Raw genomic sequence first — 20,794 nt, forward strand, 5'->3', positions numbered from 1 at the left:
ATTTTGGCATTTCATGCGCCGACCCCGTTTAATATTACTGGACATTATTTGTGCTATCCAGCAGAAATTTACGGTTTACTGACATAAAACGGTCCTAGTGAAGCAATATTTTGTGTCAGATTTATTACAGGAAAGAATTTGGATCGAAGTGTTATATTGCGGTGGTAAAAAACTAAAAAGAAAAAAGCCAGCTATCCGGAAGAAAGCTGGCTCTGAATGGACTGTCGTCAGGTTATTATTTTTATAATCCGTTAGTCATCTCTTATCAGAAGATGTACTTCACGCCTACCTTGATTCGCCAGGTTGACTCAATAGAATCAAACGAGTCGAAGTTGCTCAGGTTAGTACCGCCAAACGCTTCATCGTAAACGTACTGACCATTTTCGTTGATGTCGTAGTCATACAGCAGGTTCTGCGGATATGACAGGTCATATGTTTGACCCCACTCATCGTTCAGCAGGTTAGCAAAGTTGTCGATGTTCAGGTAAAACTTACCTTTATGACCTTCAACAAAGCCCGGGATTTCCTGAGAAATAGACAGGTCCATTGTCGTTACCCAAGGCTGAGTAGAAGTATACTTATCAGGGTAACCACCCGCCGCACCGGCAATACCGGCAGCTTCAGCATATTCCATCACTTCTTCGTACGTCAGAGTACTGTTCGCCCAATCTACCGCCGTATCATCTGCACCAGTTGGTACATAAGGCAGATAGGTGTCTGAACCAGCGAAGGTGTACTGATCACCCAGACCAACATCGTTGTACGCGCCCAGAGTCCAGGAGAAAGGACGACCTGAACGACGTTCAAAGAACATGGTTACGTTAGTGTTGTAACCACTGAAGAACTCGTGATCGTAACCTAAAGTCATAACCAGACGATGCTTGATCTCGTAGTAAGCAGTTCCAACCATCGGAACGTTACGGTTAACACCCACTTCGTACTGGTAGTTTGACTCAGCGGTAGAGCTGGTACCCGGGTTTGCTTCAGTGATATCAGTGTAAGTGTAAGCTGCGCTCCACTTGATACCGTTATCCCATGATTTGTTCAGCATGGTAGTCAGCAGAATATTACGACCGCCATCGTCTGAGTTAGTCAGCTGCAGATCATAGTTACCTTCGTACTCAGTACCGTCATACACGCTGTCCCAGATAATACGACCGCCATCAGCAGTACGTCTGCCGTTGTCTACGCGGGACAGGTCAACCCAGTATGCTGCGTTTTGCTTATCAGTATAGGTAAACTCAGTAGTCCACGCGAAGTCTTCGCCTACACCCGGAATATCAAAGGTGTAATCAGCGGCGATGTTATAACGCCAGTCTGAAGGCAGCTCGAAATCAGGATCGATCTGGTTAGTGCTACCAGCGCCTTGCGCAAGCTCAGCCTGCAGAGATGCTGGTACAGTAGTGAAATCAACTTCTGATGCATCGATGGAAGAAGATGTCGCGCCGTCTTTAGTTACACCATCGTTGGTGTAAGCATTGGATACCCAAACCAGAGGCATACCACCGGTAAAGCGCCCAATACCACCACGAATTGTCAGGTTTTCTGTGACGTCGTAGTTAAAGCTTACACGCGGCAGGAAGATGTTGAAGCCGTCCATGTTCTCTGTGTTAGAGAAGCCGTAAGTATTTACGAAGTTAGCGTTTTCCTGTGGCGTATCGTCAATTGTCAGATATTCATAACGCAGACCGGCAGTCACTTCAAAGTCGTCAAACAGTTCGAAGGTCGCATCACCGTACAATGAGTACTGAGTGCTGCTTACGTCGTAGGCAATATCCTGCACGTTGTTGGTGTAGGCATTGGAGTATTCAACATAAGAAGGCGCTTTGTTCTCAAAGTCTTCAATACTGTCGAAGGACCAGGTACCGGCAGAGTCACGACCGTACAGGTTGTAGTTCCAGGTATCTTCAATTTCAACACCGAACTTGTACTCTACGTCGCCAGCCAGATAGGTAGCGTGCAGACCGAAGTTCCAGACTTCGTTAGCCAGTTCGTTGGCCTGACGGTTTTCGTCCTGACCGGCAACTACAGTACCGCCTTCGGTCTGAATGTTAATTTCACCCCAGTTGGAGTTGGTATTAGAAGCTTGCTTGTATTCTTTGTAAGACAAAGAGGCTTCAGTCTGGAAATCCGCAGACCAGTCTGAATACAGGTGACCGGTGTAGAAGCGGTTGGTCTGTGCCATAGTCCATTGATTAGATAACAGACTTACTGTGTCTGAATATTGGGTATAACCATTGAGTTCAGAGGTGTCCTGATCGCTGTAGGTGAAATCAGCACGATGGTCGCTGTTGATGTTCCAGTCCAGTTTGATCAGGATTTTTTCATCTTCGTTTGGCGCTGGTGCACCACCGATTGAATCAGTCAGACCATAGGTATTTTGCAGAATGCTAACAACCTGATCCACTTCGGCATTAGTCACATCATGACCAGAACCTTCAAGATTGCTGAGGTTATAATCGAAGGCTACATCTTCTTCCCAATGCTCATAGGCACCAAAGAAGAACAATTTGTCTTTCAGGATCGGACCACCAACAGTAAAGCCGTATGACTCTTCGTCGTTGCTCACTTCAATTTCGTTGCCCGGATTCAGGCGATTGTCTTTCGCATCACCAGTCCATGGAACATTCTCAATGAAGGCTGTACCGTGGAATTCATTAGTACCTGACTTAGTGACTACGCTGATGTTACCGCCACCGAATTTACCGGCACGGGCACTGAACGGAGAGTAATCGATAGAAACCTGAGATACCGCATCCAGAGAAATTGGCGGACGGTTAGTCGGGTAACCATTGCCTTGCAGACCAAAAGTATCGTTTACGCCCACACCATCGATTGTCAGTCCGTTGTACTTAGGGTTTGAACCGGCTACTGACAGTTCGTCACCGTCTACGACTGCCAGCGGGTTAGCACGCAGTACGTCTTTGATATCACGGTTAAAGGTAGGCATTTTGTTCAGTTGTTCCTGACCGAACACTGAGCTTGAACCTTTATTAGCGAAGAAATCACGTGCACCGGTAACAGTGATACGTTCTACGTCGCCCTGGGCTTCCAGAGCCTGGTCAAGAACGAACGCATCGTTGATGTCCAGATAGACATCTTCAATAACGGCACTTTGAAACTTATCAGACTCGATAATAATTGTGTAAGGACCGCCAACACGCAGACCACGGGCAGAAAACTGACCGTCAGCGTTTACAGTCACTTCCTTTACCGTACCGGAAGGCTGGTGAAGAATAGTAATAACACTGCCCGATGCAGGATTACCCTGAGGACCCGAAATTACACCACGCATCGCAGAAGACTGGCCTTCGGCTGCAACTGCAGCAGATGCTACGCCTACTGAAAGCGCAACAGCCATCGCAATGCGATTGAACTTACTTTTAGTGAACATGTGTGTTTCCCTATCGTTTTTTAAAAACTCTCTGAACGTTGGGTTTTTATTTTTGTCCAACGGATCAAGATAACTACTTTCCCGTGATGCTGACTGGCCATGACCTCAGAAATATGACAGTTCATGACACTTAGGTTTTCAACTTCACGCACATCACGATTCAGAGTGAACTATCCGGCGACTTAACCCGGAAGAAACATTCACTCTAAAGAAATACTATCCAGTCTTATTTTTCACAGATAAACCGCCACTTCCCTCTGATACAACGGAAAGGAACCAGCCAACAATTGCTTGTTGGCTGGTAAGTTTTCTGACGCCAGGTGACCGCAAATTTGACCACTGTGGCTGCAACAACCTGCCTTCTTATTCTTCTTACAGGTATGTTTTTGTGATTCTGACCGGGGAAAAGCCATGCACTTTGGAGATTTGGCTTTTCCCCTGGTCATAATCGACAAACGGTAGCAACATCAAAACAGAGAAAATGGCGCTACCGGCATTAACTGGAAACGGCTGCAATTCTTCGCGAGTTTTATGTCAGCTTTATGACAGCAATGTAAACGAAGGAACGTCTAACACACTGACCATGCTGATTTTTTTATTATTATCCGGAACAAATGGTCCGGAAAATTTACGCAAAAACTTCAGAACGTGCAGCTTATCGCCAGCCCGACTATTCAACGCAGATTTTTTTCAGATAAACACCGCTTATTTGAATTCAGCTTCATTGATTTAAAGTTATTTAATTACAAATATTTACACGATTAAAATAAACTTACCTATTGCATTAAATAAGCTTAACTGGTGAAATTGCGCCAACAAATAAACCTACGTAAACTTATTCAAGTGGTCAGTTTTTCATTTTTGAAACAATACAGGGTCATCATCGTCGTGCTTATTGCTGCATGCTGCCTTGCCACAGGTTTTTTTCAAAAATTTAGAAATCTGCCCTTAATTGCGCCGCAAACTGGTCAGGTTTTGAGCTGCGAGGACCGTTTTTCGTCAAATGCAGACGATTTCGACATCTATCTGACAGAGCAAACCTTTTCAGAAAGTGCGCTTAAAGCTTTCTGTCAGAACCCGGTGATTAAACGTCAGTTTGGTAATGTGAGAATTACGGTGGGACAAAATGACTACGATACCTACCGCTACATTAACCACGGCGTGAGTGACCTCGCCCTCGTAAAGAACAATGTTGTCAGTGCCTTTGGTGCCAGTGAAATTTATGGCTATGAAGAAGTTGCCTCCCACCAGGACTATGCAGCCTACTTTATCGCTTTAAAGGAAAAGCCGGTGCTGTCTAAAGAGTATTTGCTGGGTAAGCGTATTGGCATACTGGATTATCCGAGCAGCCGCTCAGGCCATATTGTGCCTAAGAAGGTACTGAAAACTCTAGATTTGAATCCGAATAATGTAGAGCTGCATTATTACAGCTCTCATAAAGAGATGCGCAGAGCCCTGCTTTCCGGTGACGTCGATATTATTTCATCCTACTGGGATAAAAATGACGGCGAGATCCTGTCGCGCACTTATATCACACCGCTGGAAAACAGCGTAAAAGGCATGCGCTGGTACCTGAAAATGCAGACCCGCAACACAGATTTAAAATGCGCCGTGCAAAACGTAATTCAGGCCATTTCTGCCGCACAAAATAAAAAATACTATCAGCAGGTAGAACTGAAGGAGCCTTGTGTAAATGCAAACGCTCAGTGAAATGACAGCCTCTCAGTGGGGACGAACAGCAGCAGCCGCGCTCGGACTGTTTGCTCTGTTTCAAAGCTGTATTTTCGCGGGTCAGTTTGCCGGTGCCTGGCTTGATCGTCACCAGGCTATTGATAATGTTGAACGACGGATAAGTCTTGATCTCGCCTATCTGGATGTGGGCAACGAAACGCTGAAAACACCGGTGAATGATGCCGCGGTCCGCCATTATATGCGCCGCATTAATGCAACTCTGGCGGAGCAGTCTTACCCTCTTACAATCAGTGAAATCCAGCACGTTACTGCCACTGCAGAGCCGGTGGAAGAAACGGTTGAAACCGCCACATTCACGTTATCCACCGCAGAGCAAAATATCGACATTGGTTTGAGTCTTACCCCGCTATACTTTTCGGTGCAAGTCCATCCGCTGGCCATTCTGGCGGCTTTGATTGCTGCCCCGGTGTTAATTGGCTACAAACCGCGGGCCAGAAGTAAGCGTAAGTCTGCGAAAGAAGAAGCACCGCCACCGCCCCAACCTAGACTGGTTATCGACCTTAACACGAAATGTATCGGCAACGGCGCGGACGGCCGGGCTATCCTGATGCAAAACAAACCGTTCTGCTTTTACGCAGCGCTGGTCAGATATTGCATTGAAAATCCTGATGCGACCTTGCCGCAAAATAAAGATGTGCCCCAGGAACTCATAACCATTGCTAACCGGGTTTTCCTGCGCCTGATCGAACTGGGCCATACCAAACGTAAAAGACCGGACTTTAATGCCAATCTGGATAAAACCTTAAGTGAGATCCGTGCGGCGCTGGATGAAACCTTTGAGCCTTTCCCGGTGGAAAAGGAAAAATATTATCCGCCCAGAGCACAGGGTGAAGGCTCCAGATCCAAACAGCATTCTTACGCACTTCCCCCGATTACTGATGAGGACATTGTTATACTCGGAAAATAAGCCTGATTGCTCCACCAGCCCAGAGAAAACGCCGTATCCGGTACGGCAAGTATTAGCTCAGCCAGTTGTGTCCGGTCTGCAAAGACTGAACCACTTTTTGACTGTTCGTGAATTATACGTTGATTCGCGAGGGCCAAATGCGTATCTTTGCAGGAGGAATATCAGCCGTCCAGAGTTATGCAGTCGCCATTAATTATCGCTATATCCGGAGCTTCGGGCTCCGGGAAATCACTTTTTACTAAAAATCTGTTAAATGCCTTCAGTGCGCAAGGTCGCCCTGTACAAATATTACGGGAAGACCACTACTACCGTGCGCAGGACCACCTGCCAATGGAAGCGCGGGAGAAGAACAACTACGATCACCCTAATGCATTCGAACACGAATTGCTTAAGGCGCACCTGCAGGCATTGCGCAATGGCGAACCCATTGATTACCCGCACTATTGCTTTAAAACCCATACACGTTTACCGGAAACAGAGCGTCTGAACCCGGCTCCGGTAATCATTCTTGAAGGTATTATGCTGCTGGCAAGACCAGAGCTACTACCTCATTACGATGTAAAAATCTTCATCGACACACCTCTCGACATTTGCCTTATGCGCCGCATGATGCGTGATGTTAAAGAGCGTGGCCGTACCCTTGAATCCATTGCCAAACAATACGAATCAACAGTTAAACCGATGTACCATCAGTTTATCGAACCAAGCAGGTTCACAGCAGATGTCGTCGTTACACAAGGTGGCAAAAACCAAATCGCCCTGGATGTGATCAAGTCACATATACAACAGGCATTACAATAACAAAGGAACGTCATTATGGTGAGTTTACTGGGCATACTGCTATTGCCCGGAATTGCATTCTTATTGTCCTCTGCACGCCGGAATATTAACTGGCGCACAGTGGGCGGAGCATTCGCGATTCAGGCATTGATCGGCGCTTTTATTCTTTATTTTGAGCCGGGCATTCAATTACTGCTCAGTATGACTGACTTCGTGGGCAACATCATCGGCTACAGTCAGGAAGGTATCAATTTTGTTTTTGGCGTGGTCGGTGATAAATCCCTCGGCTTCATTTTCGCCTTCAACGTACTGCCGGTCATCATTTTCTTCTCATCATTAATTGCCGTCCTGTATTACCTCGGTGTGATGAGCTGGGTCATCAAACTCATTGGCGGCTTCTTACAAAAAGTACTGGGTACCAGTCGTCCTGAGTCCATGTCCGCCGCTGCCAACATTTTTGTCGGCCAGACCGAAGCCCCTCTGGTAGTACGCCCGTTTATTCCCCACATGACAAAATCTGAATTATTCGCTGTTATGGTCGGCGGCCTGGCGTCTATTGCCGGCTCGGTCATGGCGGGTTACGCCGGCATGGGTGTAGAGCTAAAATATTTGTTGGCGGCCAGCTTCATGGCAGCTCCCGGCGGCCTGTTGATGGCGAAAATCATGTTACCGGAAACTGAGAAAGCGAAGGACGGACTGGAAGAAATCGATGCGTCTGAAACCGGCTATGCTAACGTGTTCGACGCAGCTGCCAGCGGCGCAGCATCAGGCTTGCAACTGGCCCTGAACGTTGGTGCTATGTTGCTGGCATTCGTGGCACTTATCGCCATGCTGAATGGTCTTATCGGCTGGACAGGCACATTGTTTGGCTATGAAGATGTGACCTTCCAGGGCATTTTAGGCTACTTATTACAGCCGCTGGCCTGGATCATCGGTGTTCCCTGGGAAGAAGCCCGTCTGGCAGGCAGTTTCATCGGTCAGAAGTTTGTGGTGAACGAATTCGTGGCATACCTCGACTTCCTTAAGCATCAGAGTGAATTATCCGAAGTGTCTCAGGCAATCATTACCTTTGCCCTGTGCGGATTCGCGAATTTCTCCTCTATTGCTATTCTCATGGGAGGCATCGGTGCAATGGCACCAACACGCCGTAAAGAAATTGCACAACTGGGTCTGAAAGCGGTTTTCGCCGCAACACTGTCGAACCTGATGAGTGCATCACTTGCCGGCTTTTATCTCTCGCTTGGCTGAGCCGGATACACCCGGCACCGTAAAAAAGTGAGCGCGGCTCACTTTTTTAACCAGACAAACCAGACTAAATGGTCAGCTTTGTAACGAAAACTGACCACTTAACCTAACGGTAATTGACGTATATCAAAGGCCGTTACTTTTACGAAGACGCAGGATTCCCTATAATTCTCCGGTCATTTAATTAAGGTATCGTTATGCAATTAGAAGCTGTTGACTATCAGGCTCCCGGTGCACAGGAAGCATTCGTAGAATCCCTCCGTGAGACAGGATTTGGTGTACTGAAAAATCACCCAATCAGCCAGGCAATGGTGTCCGGCATTTATCAGTCCTGGCAAACTTTCTTCGACAGCGAAGAAAAAAATAACTACGTCTACAACAAAGGGACTCAGGACGGATTCTTCCCGCAAAGCGTATCTGAAGTGGCAAAAGGATTTACCAAAAAAGATATTAAAGAGTACTTCCACTTCTATCCCTGGGGTCAGTGCCCGCAAGCGTTGCGTCCTCAACTGGCGGAATACTACGCAAAAGCTAACACGCTGGCAGAAGAGTTACTGGGCTGGATTGAGAAGCATTCGCCGGCCGAAGTCAGTAAGCTGTACAGTCAGCCTTTGTCGAATATGATCAAAGACAGTGATCAGACCCTGCTACGGGTTCTGCACTATCCGCCGTTCCAGGGTGATGAAGAACCGGATGCTATCCGTGCGGCAGCCCATGAAGACATTAACCTTATCACCATTTTGCCCGCCGCGAACGAGCCGGGTTTACAGGTTAAAGGTAAAGATGGCAGCTGGATTGATGTACCTTGTGACTTTGGTAACCTTATCGTCAACATTGGCGACATGTTGCAGGAAGCATCAGGGCATTATTTCCCGTCAACCACTCACAGGGTGATTAATCCTGCCGGAACGGACATGACTAAGTCACGAATTTCATTACCCCTGTTCCTACACCCGCGCCCGGATGTGGTGTTGTCAGAAAGACATACTGCACACTCCTATTTGCAGGAACGTCTCAGAGAGCTTGGCGTAATTTAACGGGCGCTTTGTAAGTCAGACAGCTTACTCATATAACGATATTCATCCTGGCGGTTTTGCGCATGCTTAGCCGCCAGCTTCATGAAGTCAGCGGCGCGGTCTATATTGCCCAGCTCGTAGTGCGCCTTCCCCATTCCGAAGAAAATTTCATGGCGGCTGTTATCCAGCCTGCGGGCCCGGTTGTAATGGATAAGCGCCTGTTCCGCATCACCGAAATCCAGCGCCTCTTCACCCAGTATGAAGTGATAGAAAGGGTTACTTTCCCGTTTATTACGCACACTCCTGGCAATGTCTCTGGCTTGCGCTGTACGACCTTCGAGTTCATGCAGTAACGCCAGGTTTTCCCAGGCGGTTAAATTTTCACTGTCGAGCTTCAGTGCCAGCTCATAGCTTTCACGGGCGCTGTCCACTAATCCGTGGCGCCGGTACAACACCCCGAGGTTCACCCATGTGGAACCGAACTCAGGATAAAGCAAAGCAGCTGCACGTAAATACGCATAGGCTTTTATGTCGTCCTTGTTGAGCAACGCATCAGCACCTTTGTTGTTATAAAACATAGCTGTGATTTTCTCTTTGCTGATAGAATTACGGGGAAAGTGGGAGCGGATGGTCTGCGGATCAAAGTCCACATCGATGAAATGCGATGAAATCTGGTTCTTTCTCAGCGTGTCCGCAACGGATACCCGTAAATTAATATGACCATTGAGTAAATTTACTCCGCTGCGGCGGGTCCAGTACTCGGGAATATCCACTTCGTAGAATACTGCATTAAACCCGGCATAATCCGCCATGGCTTTCGCCATGATGGTCAGCGACAGGCAATTCGCGGCACGGTTCGCAAATGTCTCAGAAGCGATAGTGTTCGCATTGGTGATATAGCGGATCCCCAGTTCTCCGCCATCGAAGATTTGTCGGATCAAATTCTTAAGATTGTCTCCGTCGCCGGATAAAGGTGACTGTGAATTATCGACAAATTCTCTGGCAGCAGCATCAAGCTTAAAGATTTCGTCTGCGGATTCCGGCGTATACTCATGGTACTGAGTGAAGACGTCATCGTTGAGGGGCAATTCGCTGGCGGTAAAGGATTCCGGTAATGATGTACAGCCGGACATGAGGACAACAAACAGCATACCGGTTAAAAGTCGAATCTGCTTCATATCGTCACCCCTGCTCAATTGGCGTGACTTAAGTATAACCTATAACAATTACTTTACATTTAATTCACACTGTATATTCAACCATTCATCGCAGAGCAGGAAATCTCACCGGTAACCCTGATTATTTTCAATGTGAAGCGCAGATCCCTTTACAACAGTGACCAAAATCGGACATATTTTAACCTTACCGTCGAAATCTCACCGGAGATCTAATGAAACGTGTCGTGTTCAATCAGAAAGGGGGCGTGGGAAAGTCGACTATCAGTGCTAATTTAGCCGCGGAAAGTGCCAGAAACGGGCTCAGAACGCTGCTGGTCGATTTAGATGCCCAGGGAAACAGTACGTATTACTGCGGGGTGGATATAAACGATGACAGCCTCACTGTTGCAGATATGTTTAAACAGGTTGTTGGCTGGTTTTCCAAACCTCAGCCGCCATCGGCTTTTGTCAGACCAACAGCATTTGAAAACTTGTCTGTTTTACCCGCCCATCCCAGCCTTACCGAGCTGGAGCGGGAACTGGAAACCCGTTATAAGATGTTTAAGCTGAAGGAAACACTGGCAACGCTGGAGGAAGATTTTGACCGCGTGTACATTGATACGCCGCCCAATTTCAACTTCTATTCCAAGGCTGCATTAATTGCTGCAGACAGCTTCATTATCCCTTTTGACTGCGATGACTTCTCTGTTCAGGCCATCGACCGTCTGCTCGACAACGTTCTGGAATTGCGTACCGATCATAATCCGGAACTGGAGCTGGAGGGCATCATCATTAATCAGTTTAACCCGCAGGCAAAGTTACCGGGGGAACTGATTGCTTCACTCAAAGAGAAATCCTTACCTGTGCTGGACAGCAAAATTAACAGTACAGTAAAAGTGAAAGAGTCCCATTCTAAACGTATTCCGCTTCCGTACCTCGCGCCTTCACATAAAGTCAGTCAACAACTGGCTGCATTGTGGCAGGAACTGGAAGGACAACGCTGACCGGGTTGCCCCCTGCCCGTCGCTTTTCTTCTTTTTAAGGCTGACGACGCGATCTGTTCCTGCTTATCGTCAGCCCTCCCGGGACGGCGAACTTTTTTCTGTGCTGCCCGTAAATACCGGTAGTAGTATTAATTAATATACGGTATCACGTCGAATAGCCGCTTGTTTGCCGTGTATTGACAGAAAAATCAAACTTAAAGAAGTATCATTCTCAATATAGTCTACAATTAACTACCGGATTACGGAGTAACAATGCCTACACTACATCAGTACCTGCACTGCCCCTACTGTGTCCGCGCAGACATGACCGCTAACTATCTGGGTATAGAGCATAAAAAGTCGTATTTGCTTAACGATGATGAAGCGACCTGTCACAAACTTATCGGCGCAAAAATGGTTCCTATTCTGGAATTTGACGACGGCACGGCCATGGGTGAAAGCCTGGATATTGTCGAAAAGCTGATTGAAATGGCTCCTGCGGGGAAAAAGTTGTTACCGAAGACAGAACCGGAAAAATATACCAAACACACGGAATCCGTTTCGTTTGAAATAAACGCGCTGCTGTTTCCCCGTAATGTCATGATTGAGCAGCCGGAGTTTGCAACAGAAGAAGCCCGCGAGTATTTCAGGAACAAGAAAGAGAAATCCCTCGGTATGTCATTTGAAGAGGCTTTCGATAATACAGAGCAGTATAAAAAGGCAGTTGAAGTGGCACTGGCAGATATGCCCGCGCCCCCTTTGCCGGCTCAGCAAATGAACCAGTTGGGATGGAATGATATCTTTGTTTTCCCGGTTTTAAGAAACCTGACAATGGTAAAAGATTTGGCGATGCCCGATGAACTGGCTCAATATGTTGCTGCAGTGGCAGACTTAACAGATATAAAGTTGTACACGGATTTAGCTAAATAATCCGTTCATAGGAAATAAAAAAGTTGTACTTAAATTTGGCTTGCCGTTAATGTGGCATTTATAGTGGTCGAATGAGTACAACTAAAGGAGTAATCAGGTGGTAATCCGGTCGACTTCCCGCACACTGGCAGATTGTCATGTTCTTATCGTTGATGATCAGGCGTCAAGTCGTCTGGTCATGTCGACGTTGCTGGAGGACGTGGCCCGTTGTGATTCTGTTGCCAGTGCAGAAGAAGCCATGGAGTTTTGCAGCAGAACCCTTCCTGATTTAATCCTTATGGATGTGTTTATGCCAGATATGGATGGCCACGAAGCGTGCCGCCACCTGGCTAACAACCCCAAAACCCAGCATATTCCCGTCGTCTTCGTTACTGCTTCAGTGTCAGATGAGGAGCAGGAAAAGTGCTGGAATGCAGGTGGCGTGGATTTTGTGCAAAAGCCGGTTAATGCCACCACTCTGATTAATCGCGTAAAGTCTCACCTGGCCCATAAACTAAAAACTGACCTGCTTGAGCAGCTTATTTATACCGACAGGTTAACAAGTTGCTTTAACAGGCATTATCTTGAAGAAAGGTTGCCGGATATTGTCAGAGAGGCCGACCGCACAGGCACACCGCTCTCGATTGCGATTTTCGATATCGATTTATTCAAGCAGTACAACGACAAGTATGGTCACATTGAAGGTGACACCTGCTTGTGGAAAATCGCCAAAGCCTTAAAAAGCTCACTGCTAAGACCGATGGACAGATTAATACGGGTTGGTGGTGAGGAATTTCTGATTATCCTGCCGGGCACCCATGAAGAAGGCGCGCAAACAGTATGTGAGCGCATACTTCAGACAGTGAGTACTGAGCGTATAGTTCACGTCAGGTCTCCTTCCGGTTTTTTAACCGTCAGTGCCGGTGCTGCAACTTATCACCCGAATTCTGCAGACATGATTGATGAAACCATGCTTGCGGCCGATAAGTGTTTATATCTGGCAAAAGAAAACGGCCGTAACTCCTATGCGTTTGTCGGTCCGGACGGAGAATCACGGGTAGGTGCAGGATGAATGACTTTCCGGTATTAGATAAAGAAACCGCATTATCGCGGCTGGCAAATAATCACAGCCTGTATAACAAAGTGCTGGTCATGTTTACTGAGCAGGCCGGGGAGATGCTGACCATGCTGGAAGCATTGCCGCAAGACCAGATAGCAGATCAGCACCTAGCACTGCATTCACTGAAAGGATCTGCCGGAGAAGTGGGTGCCACCAGACTGTTCTACACCCTGCAGCAAGTTGATCAGACCCTGAAAACAGCGCCGGAGCATGTCACTGCAGATCAAATTGAAGATGTGATTGCGGAAATCCGGCGCATACTGAACATAACGGCTCCCGGTAACCCCGCCGACTGAATTCCGGCATCAGGATACCGCTAACCGGTAGCCCTTATTTTCTGAATCATCGCAGGGCTATGCCGTACTTCATGACAAAAGCGCAACAGTGCATCCAGTGAGTCCGGTTTTGCAATCAGGTAACCCTGGAAATAACGGCAACCCAATGCAATAAGTTTATCCAGTTGTTCTGCGGTCTCCACCCCTTCTGCGACCACGTCATACTGACATATACGGGCAATCGACACGATAGCATCCACAATCACTGCACTTTTCTCACTCTCCAGCGTCCACACAAAACTGCGGTCGATTTTAATTTCATTAACCGGCATATTCAGCAAATGTTGAAGAGAAGCATGACCAGTACCGAAGTCATCCAGCGATAACTTAACACCAAGATTGCGGATGGCCTGAATAGACTCAAAACAAATAGTGTTTACATCAATAAAGAAGGTTTCTGTGACTTCCAGACACAGACTGCCCGGCCTGACGTGATACTGCTCAATCAGCCTGCTGAGTTCTTCCGTAAACCGGGTATCCATCAGCTCTTTTGAAGAAATGTTTACCGATAAGACAAAATCCGGCTGCTGGATCTTCTGCAATGCCAGAATAGCCTGCTCAAGCACCCAGAAGTCTATTTCACGAATGAGACCAGCCTTCTCTGCCACTCTGATATAAACTTCGGGAGAAAAGCTCTTAAGGGGCAAATGGGACGTTCGCAACAACACTTCTGCACCGGCAATCCGGTTTTCCTCACTGTCGTAAACAGGCATAAATACAAGATGAAAGGCTTTGTTCGCCAGTGCGATCCGCAGCTCCTGCTCAACAAATCTCGCCTGACGATATTCCTTCTTGAGCTCAGGCTGATAAATTTTATAGCCCGGCTCATTGTCCATGATCGCGTCGATGGCAATGGTCGTCTGAGCGAGTAGTTCATCAACGGTCATCCCTCTTTCACCACGGGCAATCCCCAGCTTTACATCCAGTCTTAAATGCCCCAGTGAAGGAATATTCACCCCTTTCTGGGAAGCCGAGATTAAATTCCCGAAAAAAGCCTCGTTGAAATCTTTCAGTACCAGCAGGATATTCTCATCCTGCTTCCGGACCAGAAACGCTTCACGGTGTTTGTCCTGAGTGAATGGGCCAAATGTGGCTTTAATCAATGATGTGACCGTTTCCTTAGAAAATTCCCGTTGAAGGGCAAGGTAATTTCTCACCCTGATATTCACTATGGTCAGCGGACTATTCAGCTTACCCGGATACAGTCGCTTAAGACCATTCAGGTTAATAAATCCCGAGTCGGGGTCTCTGTCTGCGAGCAGTTGGAGCTTTTGCATCTCTACCCGCTTGACGACGACAAAGTGACACAGAAAAACCAGCATTACCGCAGGCCATATTAATGCGAGGAAAAGATTCACCGATGCAGGTGTAATAATGTGGTGTTTCAGCAACAAACTATTGAGATACAGTTTATAGCGACCGGGATCCAGTTTATTCAACGTTTCAACCGACACCAGAATACTGGCCACCGCAGACAAATCACTGGCCGCGATATCGTAGGGAACCTGATAAAGCTTTTCCCACCAGGCATCCACCACGATGCGCTCACGGTTAATGAGCTGTACACCGTCATCAGGTAAAAAATAAACGGACTGAAAGCGCTTGGTACTGAGATCGTTTTCGTCGTACTCAACGTCATCCCTCAGAGAAATAAATGTCACACCGGCTCGGTGCTGTGCCCCCGGGTTATCTGACTCAATGAATGCATCGACTTCAACTTCATCCAGATTCGCATATGAAGGCAGTGATAACGTGTTATCTGCACCGGTGTATTTGAATTTTAAACCGCATAATTCAAATAACCTTGGCTCAGACACAGAACAGTCGAGAACATAACCTGATTTCGTTTTTTCAAATTGACTTTCTTCCCGGTAGCCGGCGACATCTACCACGCTTCCATTTGCAAGCACATCTTCAATCACCAGATTAAACGGCGAATAGCTGAACGTCACCAGCATCAGACTGATAAAAGCAAGGCCGGAAAAGGCATACTTATACAGATGCAGTGAAAAGAGTGCTGAATGTAGTGAAGAAGGAGTTCTGCTGACCATTACCGGCAAATTTGTTAACTATTTATAAATCCAATAACCCATTGGTTAATGTCAATAATTTTACCGATATGACAGTTTTATAAAGTATAGTTTTCGATAAGCTGTTATGACCAACATGACGAAAAACTAAACTTTCGTTTAATAATACGGCGGGGAATCAAGCGTTTCCGCTAACAGAGCAAAAGGATCAAAATAATAAATTTATAAGCAATTTGCGCTGAAACAGCCAAAAGAATAACTAAAACAGAGAAATAATGAATATTTTGCGGATTATCAGCGGTTTGCTGAGAATATAGATTGTACTGCTTTGAAGTTTACTACAGAAGAGTATAAAAGAATGGTGCCCAGGGGCGGACTTGAACCGCCACGCCCGTTAGAGCACTAGCACCTGAAGCTAGCGTGTCTACCAATTTCACCACCTGGGCATAAGAGACTTTGTGTATCGGGCGTTTGCCCCGTCTCATTGTGGATGCGCAATTTACGGATGTTCGGTGTCTTTGTCAATCAACAAATTCAGGTTTTTTCCATTTTTTTGCAAGAAATGGCCTGAGTGTGCAGTAAATCGCCAACATTGACTACTTTCCCGCCATTCAGCACCTGATTTTGCGCAAACCAGAGTTGCAAGGTTGCCATGGCATCATCCAGCGCATTGTGAGCTGGTGCTGCAGGTAACCCCAGGCGCTGCCGGCAAACCGCTAACGTTGCACTGTTTGGCGGCAGTACTTCGTGGTGCTTTTTAAGTTGATAGACTGCCAGCTTTAACGTATCCAGTACCACCACCGGCGGACAGGATATTTGCTGAGCCGACAATGCCGCCTGTAACACGCTTAAATCCAGATTAGCGTTGTGACATACCCACAGATGCGTTCCGGCATAACCGACCAGTTGCTCCAGTACCTCTTTAATATGCGCCCCCTGCGCTATGTCGGCACCGGTAAGACCGTGGATGACCGGGCTTTGGGCAAGATCCGCACGGGTTCTGACAACTGAATAAAAGCAACGGCTGATATCTATGTGACTTCCCCGTCCTTCTACCCAGCCGGCAGAGGTAATTTGCGCTTCACGGACATCCAGTGATGTCAGTTCCAGATCAACGGCCAGCAACGGCAGTGTTGCCAGCGACTTCTCCGCCCAGCCTTCCGGCAGTGGCGGGGCTCCTGCCAACCAGCGCTTTAACATACTCAGCATGGTCAGCTCATGCCTCCGGAGAAATTCATCACCGCACCCTGCTGCGCTCTGTCGATAGCCTTAAACGCGGCTTTAAGCTGATGCTTTTCTATGGATGACAATGAAGAGACTGATACCCGGTTGTCTGTGACATTGCCGGACAACTGATGACGCCAGCGCAGACGGTTCAGAAACAGCCAGATATCCCGGAGATTTTGCGCATCTTTAGTCGACAATCCGGAACCTGACGGCAATGCCGCCAGCCGTGCCAGTGTAGAGGGCATGGTTAAGCCGTTTGCCAGCGCATAAATGCGGGCAAGATTATTGATGATTGCGATGGCCTTAACCTTCAAATCAATCACATCCTTTTCTTCGTAACCTTTCTCGTAAACAAATTTTTGAAACATCGAGAGAGGGACGGGAATATCATTATTGTGACGCGCCAGCGCAGCCAGAAACATCTTTTGCTTCAAAAGCGGCACTCTGACAAGTTGCATCTTTCTGAACAGCTCTGCGTCTCCCGCAGCACAGCGGGCATCCAGAAAAATATTAAAATGCATAATCGCTTTAGGCGTAGGTTGCCTGACCCATTCACCGGCTTCCTTCTCAGCCTGTGCCAGTGACAAACGCAATTCCGGATTCGATGCCATGATATTGCCGTCACATAACTTAATACCGCACTTCGCCAGACCATTGCACACATAATCCGCTATGCCTGCAAAGTAGTCTGCCTGACTGTCTGAGGGCGTGGTTTCCAGTAACAGACCATTATCCTGGTCTGAGCCCATTGTTTGATCTTCACGGGCCTGAGAACCATACACCACCCAGCTGTATCGCAACGGTGCCGGTCCATGTTCCCGCTGGTAATAATGTATCAGTTTGCGGGTCATAATATCCGTTGCCTGAGACAATACTTTACCGGCAATATCAAAGTCACCGGGCCGTTTTGCATGGGTGGCAAAGTAGTGTGGCATTTGCCAGGACAGGCGGGTAAGTTCATAAAGATTATCGGCTTTCGACAATTCACCGATGATATAAAGCACGTTACCCCGCTGGTGACGGACAATATCTGATGCGGTGATCATTCCCAGTGGTTTACGGCTGTTCCTGTCCACCACCGGAAGGTGATGGATATTACGTTCACTCATCAGTGCCATAGCGTCAAACATCGTCCGGTACTGATGAATCATGGCCGGCGTAGCCGTCATAATGTCAGCAACAGACAGAGAAATATCAGCGCCTTTTGCCACTACACGGTTGCGGAGATCTCTGTCGGTTACGATGCCTACCAGCTTTTCGTCACGGGTGATCAGCAAAGAAGACACCTTGTTTTCCGACATGATTTGCGCGGCCTGCTGAATACTGACAGATTCTGCCGCCTGAACAGGCTCATGTTCAATGACCTCATGCAGTGCCTTGTAGAGCCACATGGAGTTAGATTCCACGACAGCCTGATTTTGCAATGCGCCGGTACGGGTACCGTGAAAGAAATCAGCAATCGCAGGGAAACTCAGGGCACGATGAAACGCAGCGGCGGTGAAACAATACACCAGCCCTGGTTTATCGACTTTTACCGACAAGGGGTAATCTATGTTATCCTGCAATTTGGGATAACCGAAATAGTCTCCCTCGCTGAGGTGACGTTCACTCTGCTCTGCGTCTTTCACCGAAAACTGACCATTCTGGATCAGAAACAACCGCCCTTCATTTTCCTTCAGCAACGTCTCTGTGTTGTCAGCAGTGAGGTAAATCAGGCTGGCTTGTTTCGCCAGATTAATCATCTCCTCTTCGTTTAACTGATCAAAAGGTGCAGAGGTTTTCAGAAAGTCTGTGACTTGTTGTGGCACAACGCTCATTGTTTAATCCTCAAAAAGAATAAAGCTCACCGCTGAGGATGAGCTTTACAGTTTCTGTCGTCAGTAGTTAAGTGCAACAGGTTTTAGTGCGCTGACGCTTCACCTGCACCTTTCGGATAACGGATATCCTCTACCATTTGCTGGATTTCTTCAGGCGCTTCACCGGTCATCTTGAAGACAACGAAGGCAACCACGAAGTTAACAATCATACCCAGCGTACCGATACCTTCAGGTGAAATACCGAACCACCAGTTATCAGCCGTATTCGCTGCCGGATTCACAAACTTGAAGTAAATGATATAGGCCGCAGTGAACGCAATACCCGCCACCATACCAGAGATTGCCCCTGCACCATTCATGCGCTTGCTGAAGATACCCATGATAATAGCAGGGAAGAAACTGGAGGCAGCAAGGCCGAAGGCAAAGGCGACCACCTGTGCTACGAAGCCCGGCGGATTAATACCGAAGTAACCGGCAATTGCAATCGCCACACCGGCAGCCAAACGGGCATAGAACAGCTCAGCCTTATCGGTAATATTCGGTGCAAAGTTACGTTTCAGCAGGTCGTGGGACACTGAAGTGGAAATTACCAGCAACAGACCCGCAGAGGTAGACAGCGCCGCAGCTACCCCTCCAGCAGCAACCAATGCGATAACCCATGCCGGGAGATTCGCAATTTCAGGATTAGCCAGTACCATGATGTCACGGTCAACATTCACTTCGTTCTTGCTTGTTGGGTCATCAATGCTACCCGCTGCATAGAACATTTTGCCGTCACCGTTTTTATCTTTAAAGGTGATCAGGCCGGTTTTTTCCCAGTTCTTAATCCACGCCGGAGCCTCGGCATAATCAGTACCCGCCATATCAGGGCCGTTGATGGTTTCAATCATGTTTACACGACCGAAGGAAGCCAGTGCCGGCGCAGTGGTATACAGGATGGCGATGAACAGCAGCGCCCAGCCAGCGGATTTACGGGCATCACGTACTTTAGGTACGGTAAAGAAGCGAACGATAACGTGTGGCAGACCGGCTGTACCTACCATCAGGGCGAAGGTGATAAAGAACACATCAATGGTACTCTTAGTGCCGCTGGTATACTCGTTAAAGCCCAGTTCCACCGAGAGACTATCGAGTTTCTCCAGCATATATATCCCCGACCCGTCGGCCAGTGTGGCGCCGAATGCAGTTTGTGGCAGGATATGACCGGTAACCATCATGGAGATGAACACACAAGGTACAAGGTAAGCGAAAATCAGAACGCAGTACTGAGCAACCTGTGTATAGGTAATGCCTTTCATTCCACCCAGTACGGTGTAGAAGAATACGATTGCCATACCAATAACCACGCCGGTTACGATATCTACTTCGAGGAAGCGGCTGAATACCACACCCACGCCGCGCATCTGGCCTGCTACATAAGTAAAGCAAACGAAGATGGCACAGAATACCGCCACGGTACGGGCAGTCTGCGAGTAGTAGCGGTCACCGATGAAATCCGGTACAGTGAACTTACCGAATTTACGCAGGTAAGGTGCTAAACAAAGTGCCAGCAGTACGTATCCACCGGTCCAGCCCATCAGGTAAACGGCACCGTCGTATCCCATAAAGGAAATCAAACCGGCCATGGAAATGAATGAGGCAGCAGACATCCAGTCAGCAGCTGTCGCCATACCATTCACGACAGGGGGTACACCACCACCTGCTACGTAAAAGTCAGTAGTTGAACCGGCACGGGCCCAAATCGCAATGGCGATATACAGGGCGAAAGATGCGCCGACGATGATAAAGGTCAGTAATTGAACATCCATGGGCCTACTCCTCGTCTACGCCGTATTTTTTATCCAGTGCATTCATCTTTGCCATATAAACAAAAATAAGTACTACGAATACATAAATGGAACCTTGTTGTGCAAACCAGAAGCCCAGTTTGAATCCAAAGAATTGGATCTGGTTAAGTGCATCGGCAAAAATGATGCCTGCGCCAAATGACACAACAAACCAAATCACCAACAATTTGGCGAGGAGGGAGAGGTTCTCCTTCCAGTACGCCTGCTTGTCGTCTTCATTTCTAAATGCCATCTTTCCGTCCTCATGTCAGGTTAAGTGGATGTTTTATTTTTAC

16 protein-coding genes and 1 tRNA gene are annotated in these 20,794 nt (G+C 47.6%); 9 read left to right on the forward strand and 8 right to left on the reverse strand.

What is annotated here, in order from left to right:
* Positions 1–265 precede the first annotated feature (265 nt).
* A complete protein-coding gene (locus tag J3369_RS17705) occupies positions 266–3,394 on the reverse strand; it encodes a TonB-dependent receptor (RefSeq protein ID WP_349589433.1) in 3,129 nt (1,042 codons plus the stop codon).
* A 975-nt stretch (positions 3,395–4,369) separates the two neighbouring features.
* On the opposite strand from J3369_RS17705, the gene J3369_RS17710 reads away from it, so the two are divergent.
* From J3369_RS17710 to J3369_RS17730, 5 genes are all read left to right on the forward strand, one after another.
* Positions 4,370–5,104, forward strand: coding sequence for a PhnD/SsuA/transferrin family substrate-binding protein (locus J3369_RS17710; RefSeq protein WP_349589436.1), 735 nt, complete (start codon positions 4,370–4,372; stop codon positions 5,102–5,104).
* A complete protein-coding gene (locus J3369_RS17715) occupies positions 5,088–6,053 on the forward strand; it encodes a hypothetical protein (RefSeq protein ID WP_303574912.1) in 966 nt (321 codons plus the stop codon). The genes J3369_RS17710 and J3369_RS17715 overlap by 17 nt, the downstream gene beginning before the upstream one ends.
* 177 nt (positions 6,054–6,230) lie before the next feature.
* Positions 6,231–6,854 carry a uridine kinase gene (gene udk, locus J3369_RS17720; protein WP_119502591.1) on the forward strand — a complete coding sequence of 208 codons (624 nt, stop codon included), beginning with the start codon at positions 6,231–6,233 and terminating at the stop codon, positions 6,852–6,854.
* Between the two features lie 15 nt (positions 6,855–6,869).
* A complete protein-coding gene (locus tag J3369_RS17725; protein ID WP_119502592.1) occupies positions 6,870–8,081 on the forward strand; it encodes a NupC/NupG family nucleoside CNT transporter in 1,212 nt (403 codons plus the stop codon).
* Between the two features lie 194 nt (positions 8,082–8,275).
* On the forward strand, positions 8,276–9,115 hold the full coding sequence (locus J3369_RS17730) for an isopenicillin N synthase family dioxygenase (RefSeq protein WP_303574913.1): 840 nt from the start codon (positions 8,276–8,278) through the stop codon (positions 9,113–9,115).
* On the opposite strand, the gene J3369_RS17735 is transcribed toward J3369_RS17730, so the two are convergent.
* Positions 9,112–10,272, reverse strand: coding sequence for a tetratricopeptide repeat protein (locus J3369_RS17735; RefSeq protein WP_349589441.1), 1,161 nt, complete (start codon positions 10,270–10,272; stop codon positions 9,112–9,114). The genes J3369_RS17730 and J3369_RS17735 overlap by 4 nt on opposite strands.
* Positions 10,273–10,484: 212 nt before the next feature.
* On the opposite strand from J3369_RS17735, the gene J3369_RS17740 reads away from it, so the two are divergent.
* The 4 genes from J3369_RS17740 to J3369_RS17755 all read left to right on the forward strand — a co-directional run bounded on the left by J3369_RS17740 (position 10,485) and on the right by J3369_RS17755 (position 13,559).
* Positions 10,485–11,255 (forward strand): ParA family protein, encoded by a 771-nt coding sequence (locus tag J3369_RS17740; protein ID WP_349589444.1) that lies wholly within the window; start codon positions 10,485–10,487, stop codon positions 11,253–11,255.
* A gap of 252 nt (positions 11,256–11,507) precedes the next feature.
* On the forward strand, positions 11,508–12,164 hold the full coding sequence (gene grxB / locus J3369_RS17745; protein WP_303574916.1) for a glutaredoxin 2: 657 nt from the start codon (positions 11,508–11,510) through the stop codon (positions 12,162–12,164).
* A 97-nt stretch (positions 12,165–12,261) separates the two neighbouring features.
* A complete protein-coding gene (locus J3369_RS17750; protein WP_349589448.1) occupies positions 12,262–13,215 on the forward strand; it encodes a GGDEF domain-containing response regulator in 954 nt (317 codons plus the stop codon).
* Positions 13,212–13,559 carry an Hpt domain-containing protein gene (locus tag J3369_RS17755; protein ID WP_349589451.1) on the forward strand — a complete coding sequence of 116 codons (348 nt, stop codon included), beginning with the start codon at positions 13,212–13,214 and terminating at the stop codon, positions 13,557–13,559. Before J3369_RS17750 ends, J3369_RS17755 begins: the two co-directional genes overlap by 4 nt.
* 20 nt (positions 13,560–13,579) lie before the next feature.
* On the opposite strand, the gene J3369_RS17760 is transcribed toward J3369_RS17755, so the two are convergent.
* The 6 genes from J3369_RS17760 to J3369_RS17785 form a co-directional block, all read right to left on the reverse strand.
* Entirely contained in the window at positions 13,580–15,649 is a 2,070-nt protein-coding gene (locus J3369_RS17760) for an EAL domain-containing protein (protein ID WP_349589454.1), read from the reverse strand.
* A gap of 338 nt (positions 15,650–15,987) precedes the next feature.
* Positions 15,988–16,074, reverse strand: a tRNA-Leu gene (locus J3369_RS17765).
* 88 nt (positions 16,075–16,162) lie between these two features.
* Complete coding sequence (locus tag J3369_RS17770; RefSeq protein WP_349589457.1) at positions 16,163–16,837, reverse strand: 3'-5' exonuclease; 675 nt, start codon at positions 16,835–16,837, stop codon at positions 16,163–16,165.
* A 2-nt stretch (positions 16,838–16,839) separates the two neighbouring features.
* Positions 16,840–18,672: a DUF294 nucleotidyltransferase-like domain-containing protein gene (locus tag J3369_RS17775; RefSeq protein ID WP_349589460.1), complete on the reverse strand. Its 1,833-nt coding sequence runs from the start codon at positions 18,670–18,672 to the stop codon at positions 16,840–16,842.
* An 83-nt stretch (positions 18,673–18,755) separates the two neighbouring features.
* Positions 18,756–20,480 (reverse strand): sodium:solute symporter family protein, encoded by a 1,725-nt coding sequence (locus J3369_RS17780; RefSeq protein ID WP_303574922.1) that lies wholly within the window; start codon positions 20,478–20,480, stop codon positions 18,756–18,758.
* A 4-nt stretch (positions 20,481–20,484) separates the two neighbouring features.
* Positions 20,485–20,751: a DUF4212 domain-containing protein gene (locus tag J3369_RS17785; RefSeq protein ID WP_303574923.1), complete on the reverse strand. Its 267-nt coding sequence runs from the start codon at positions 20,749–20,751 to the stop codon at positions 20,485–20,487.
* Between the last annotated feature and the right edge of the window lie 43 nt (positions 20,752–20,794).

It is taken from the genome of Alteromonas sp. NFXS44 (genome assembly GCF_040148705.1).
Lineage (GTDB): Bacteria > Pseudomonadota > Gammaproteobacteria > Enterobacterales > Alteromonadaceae > Alteromonas.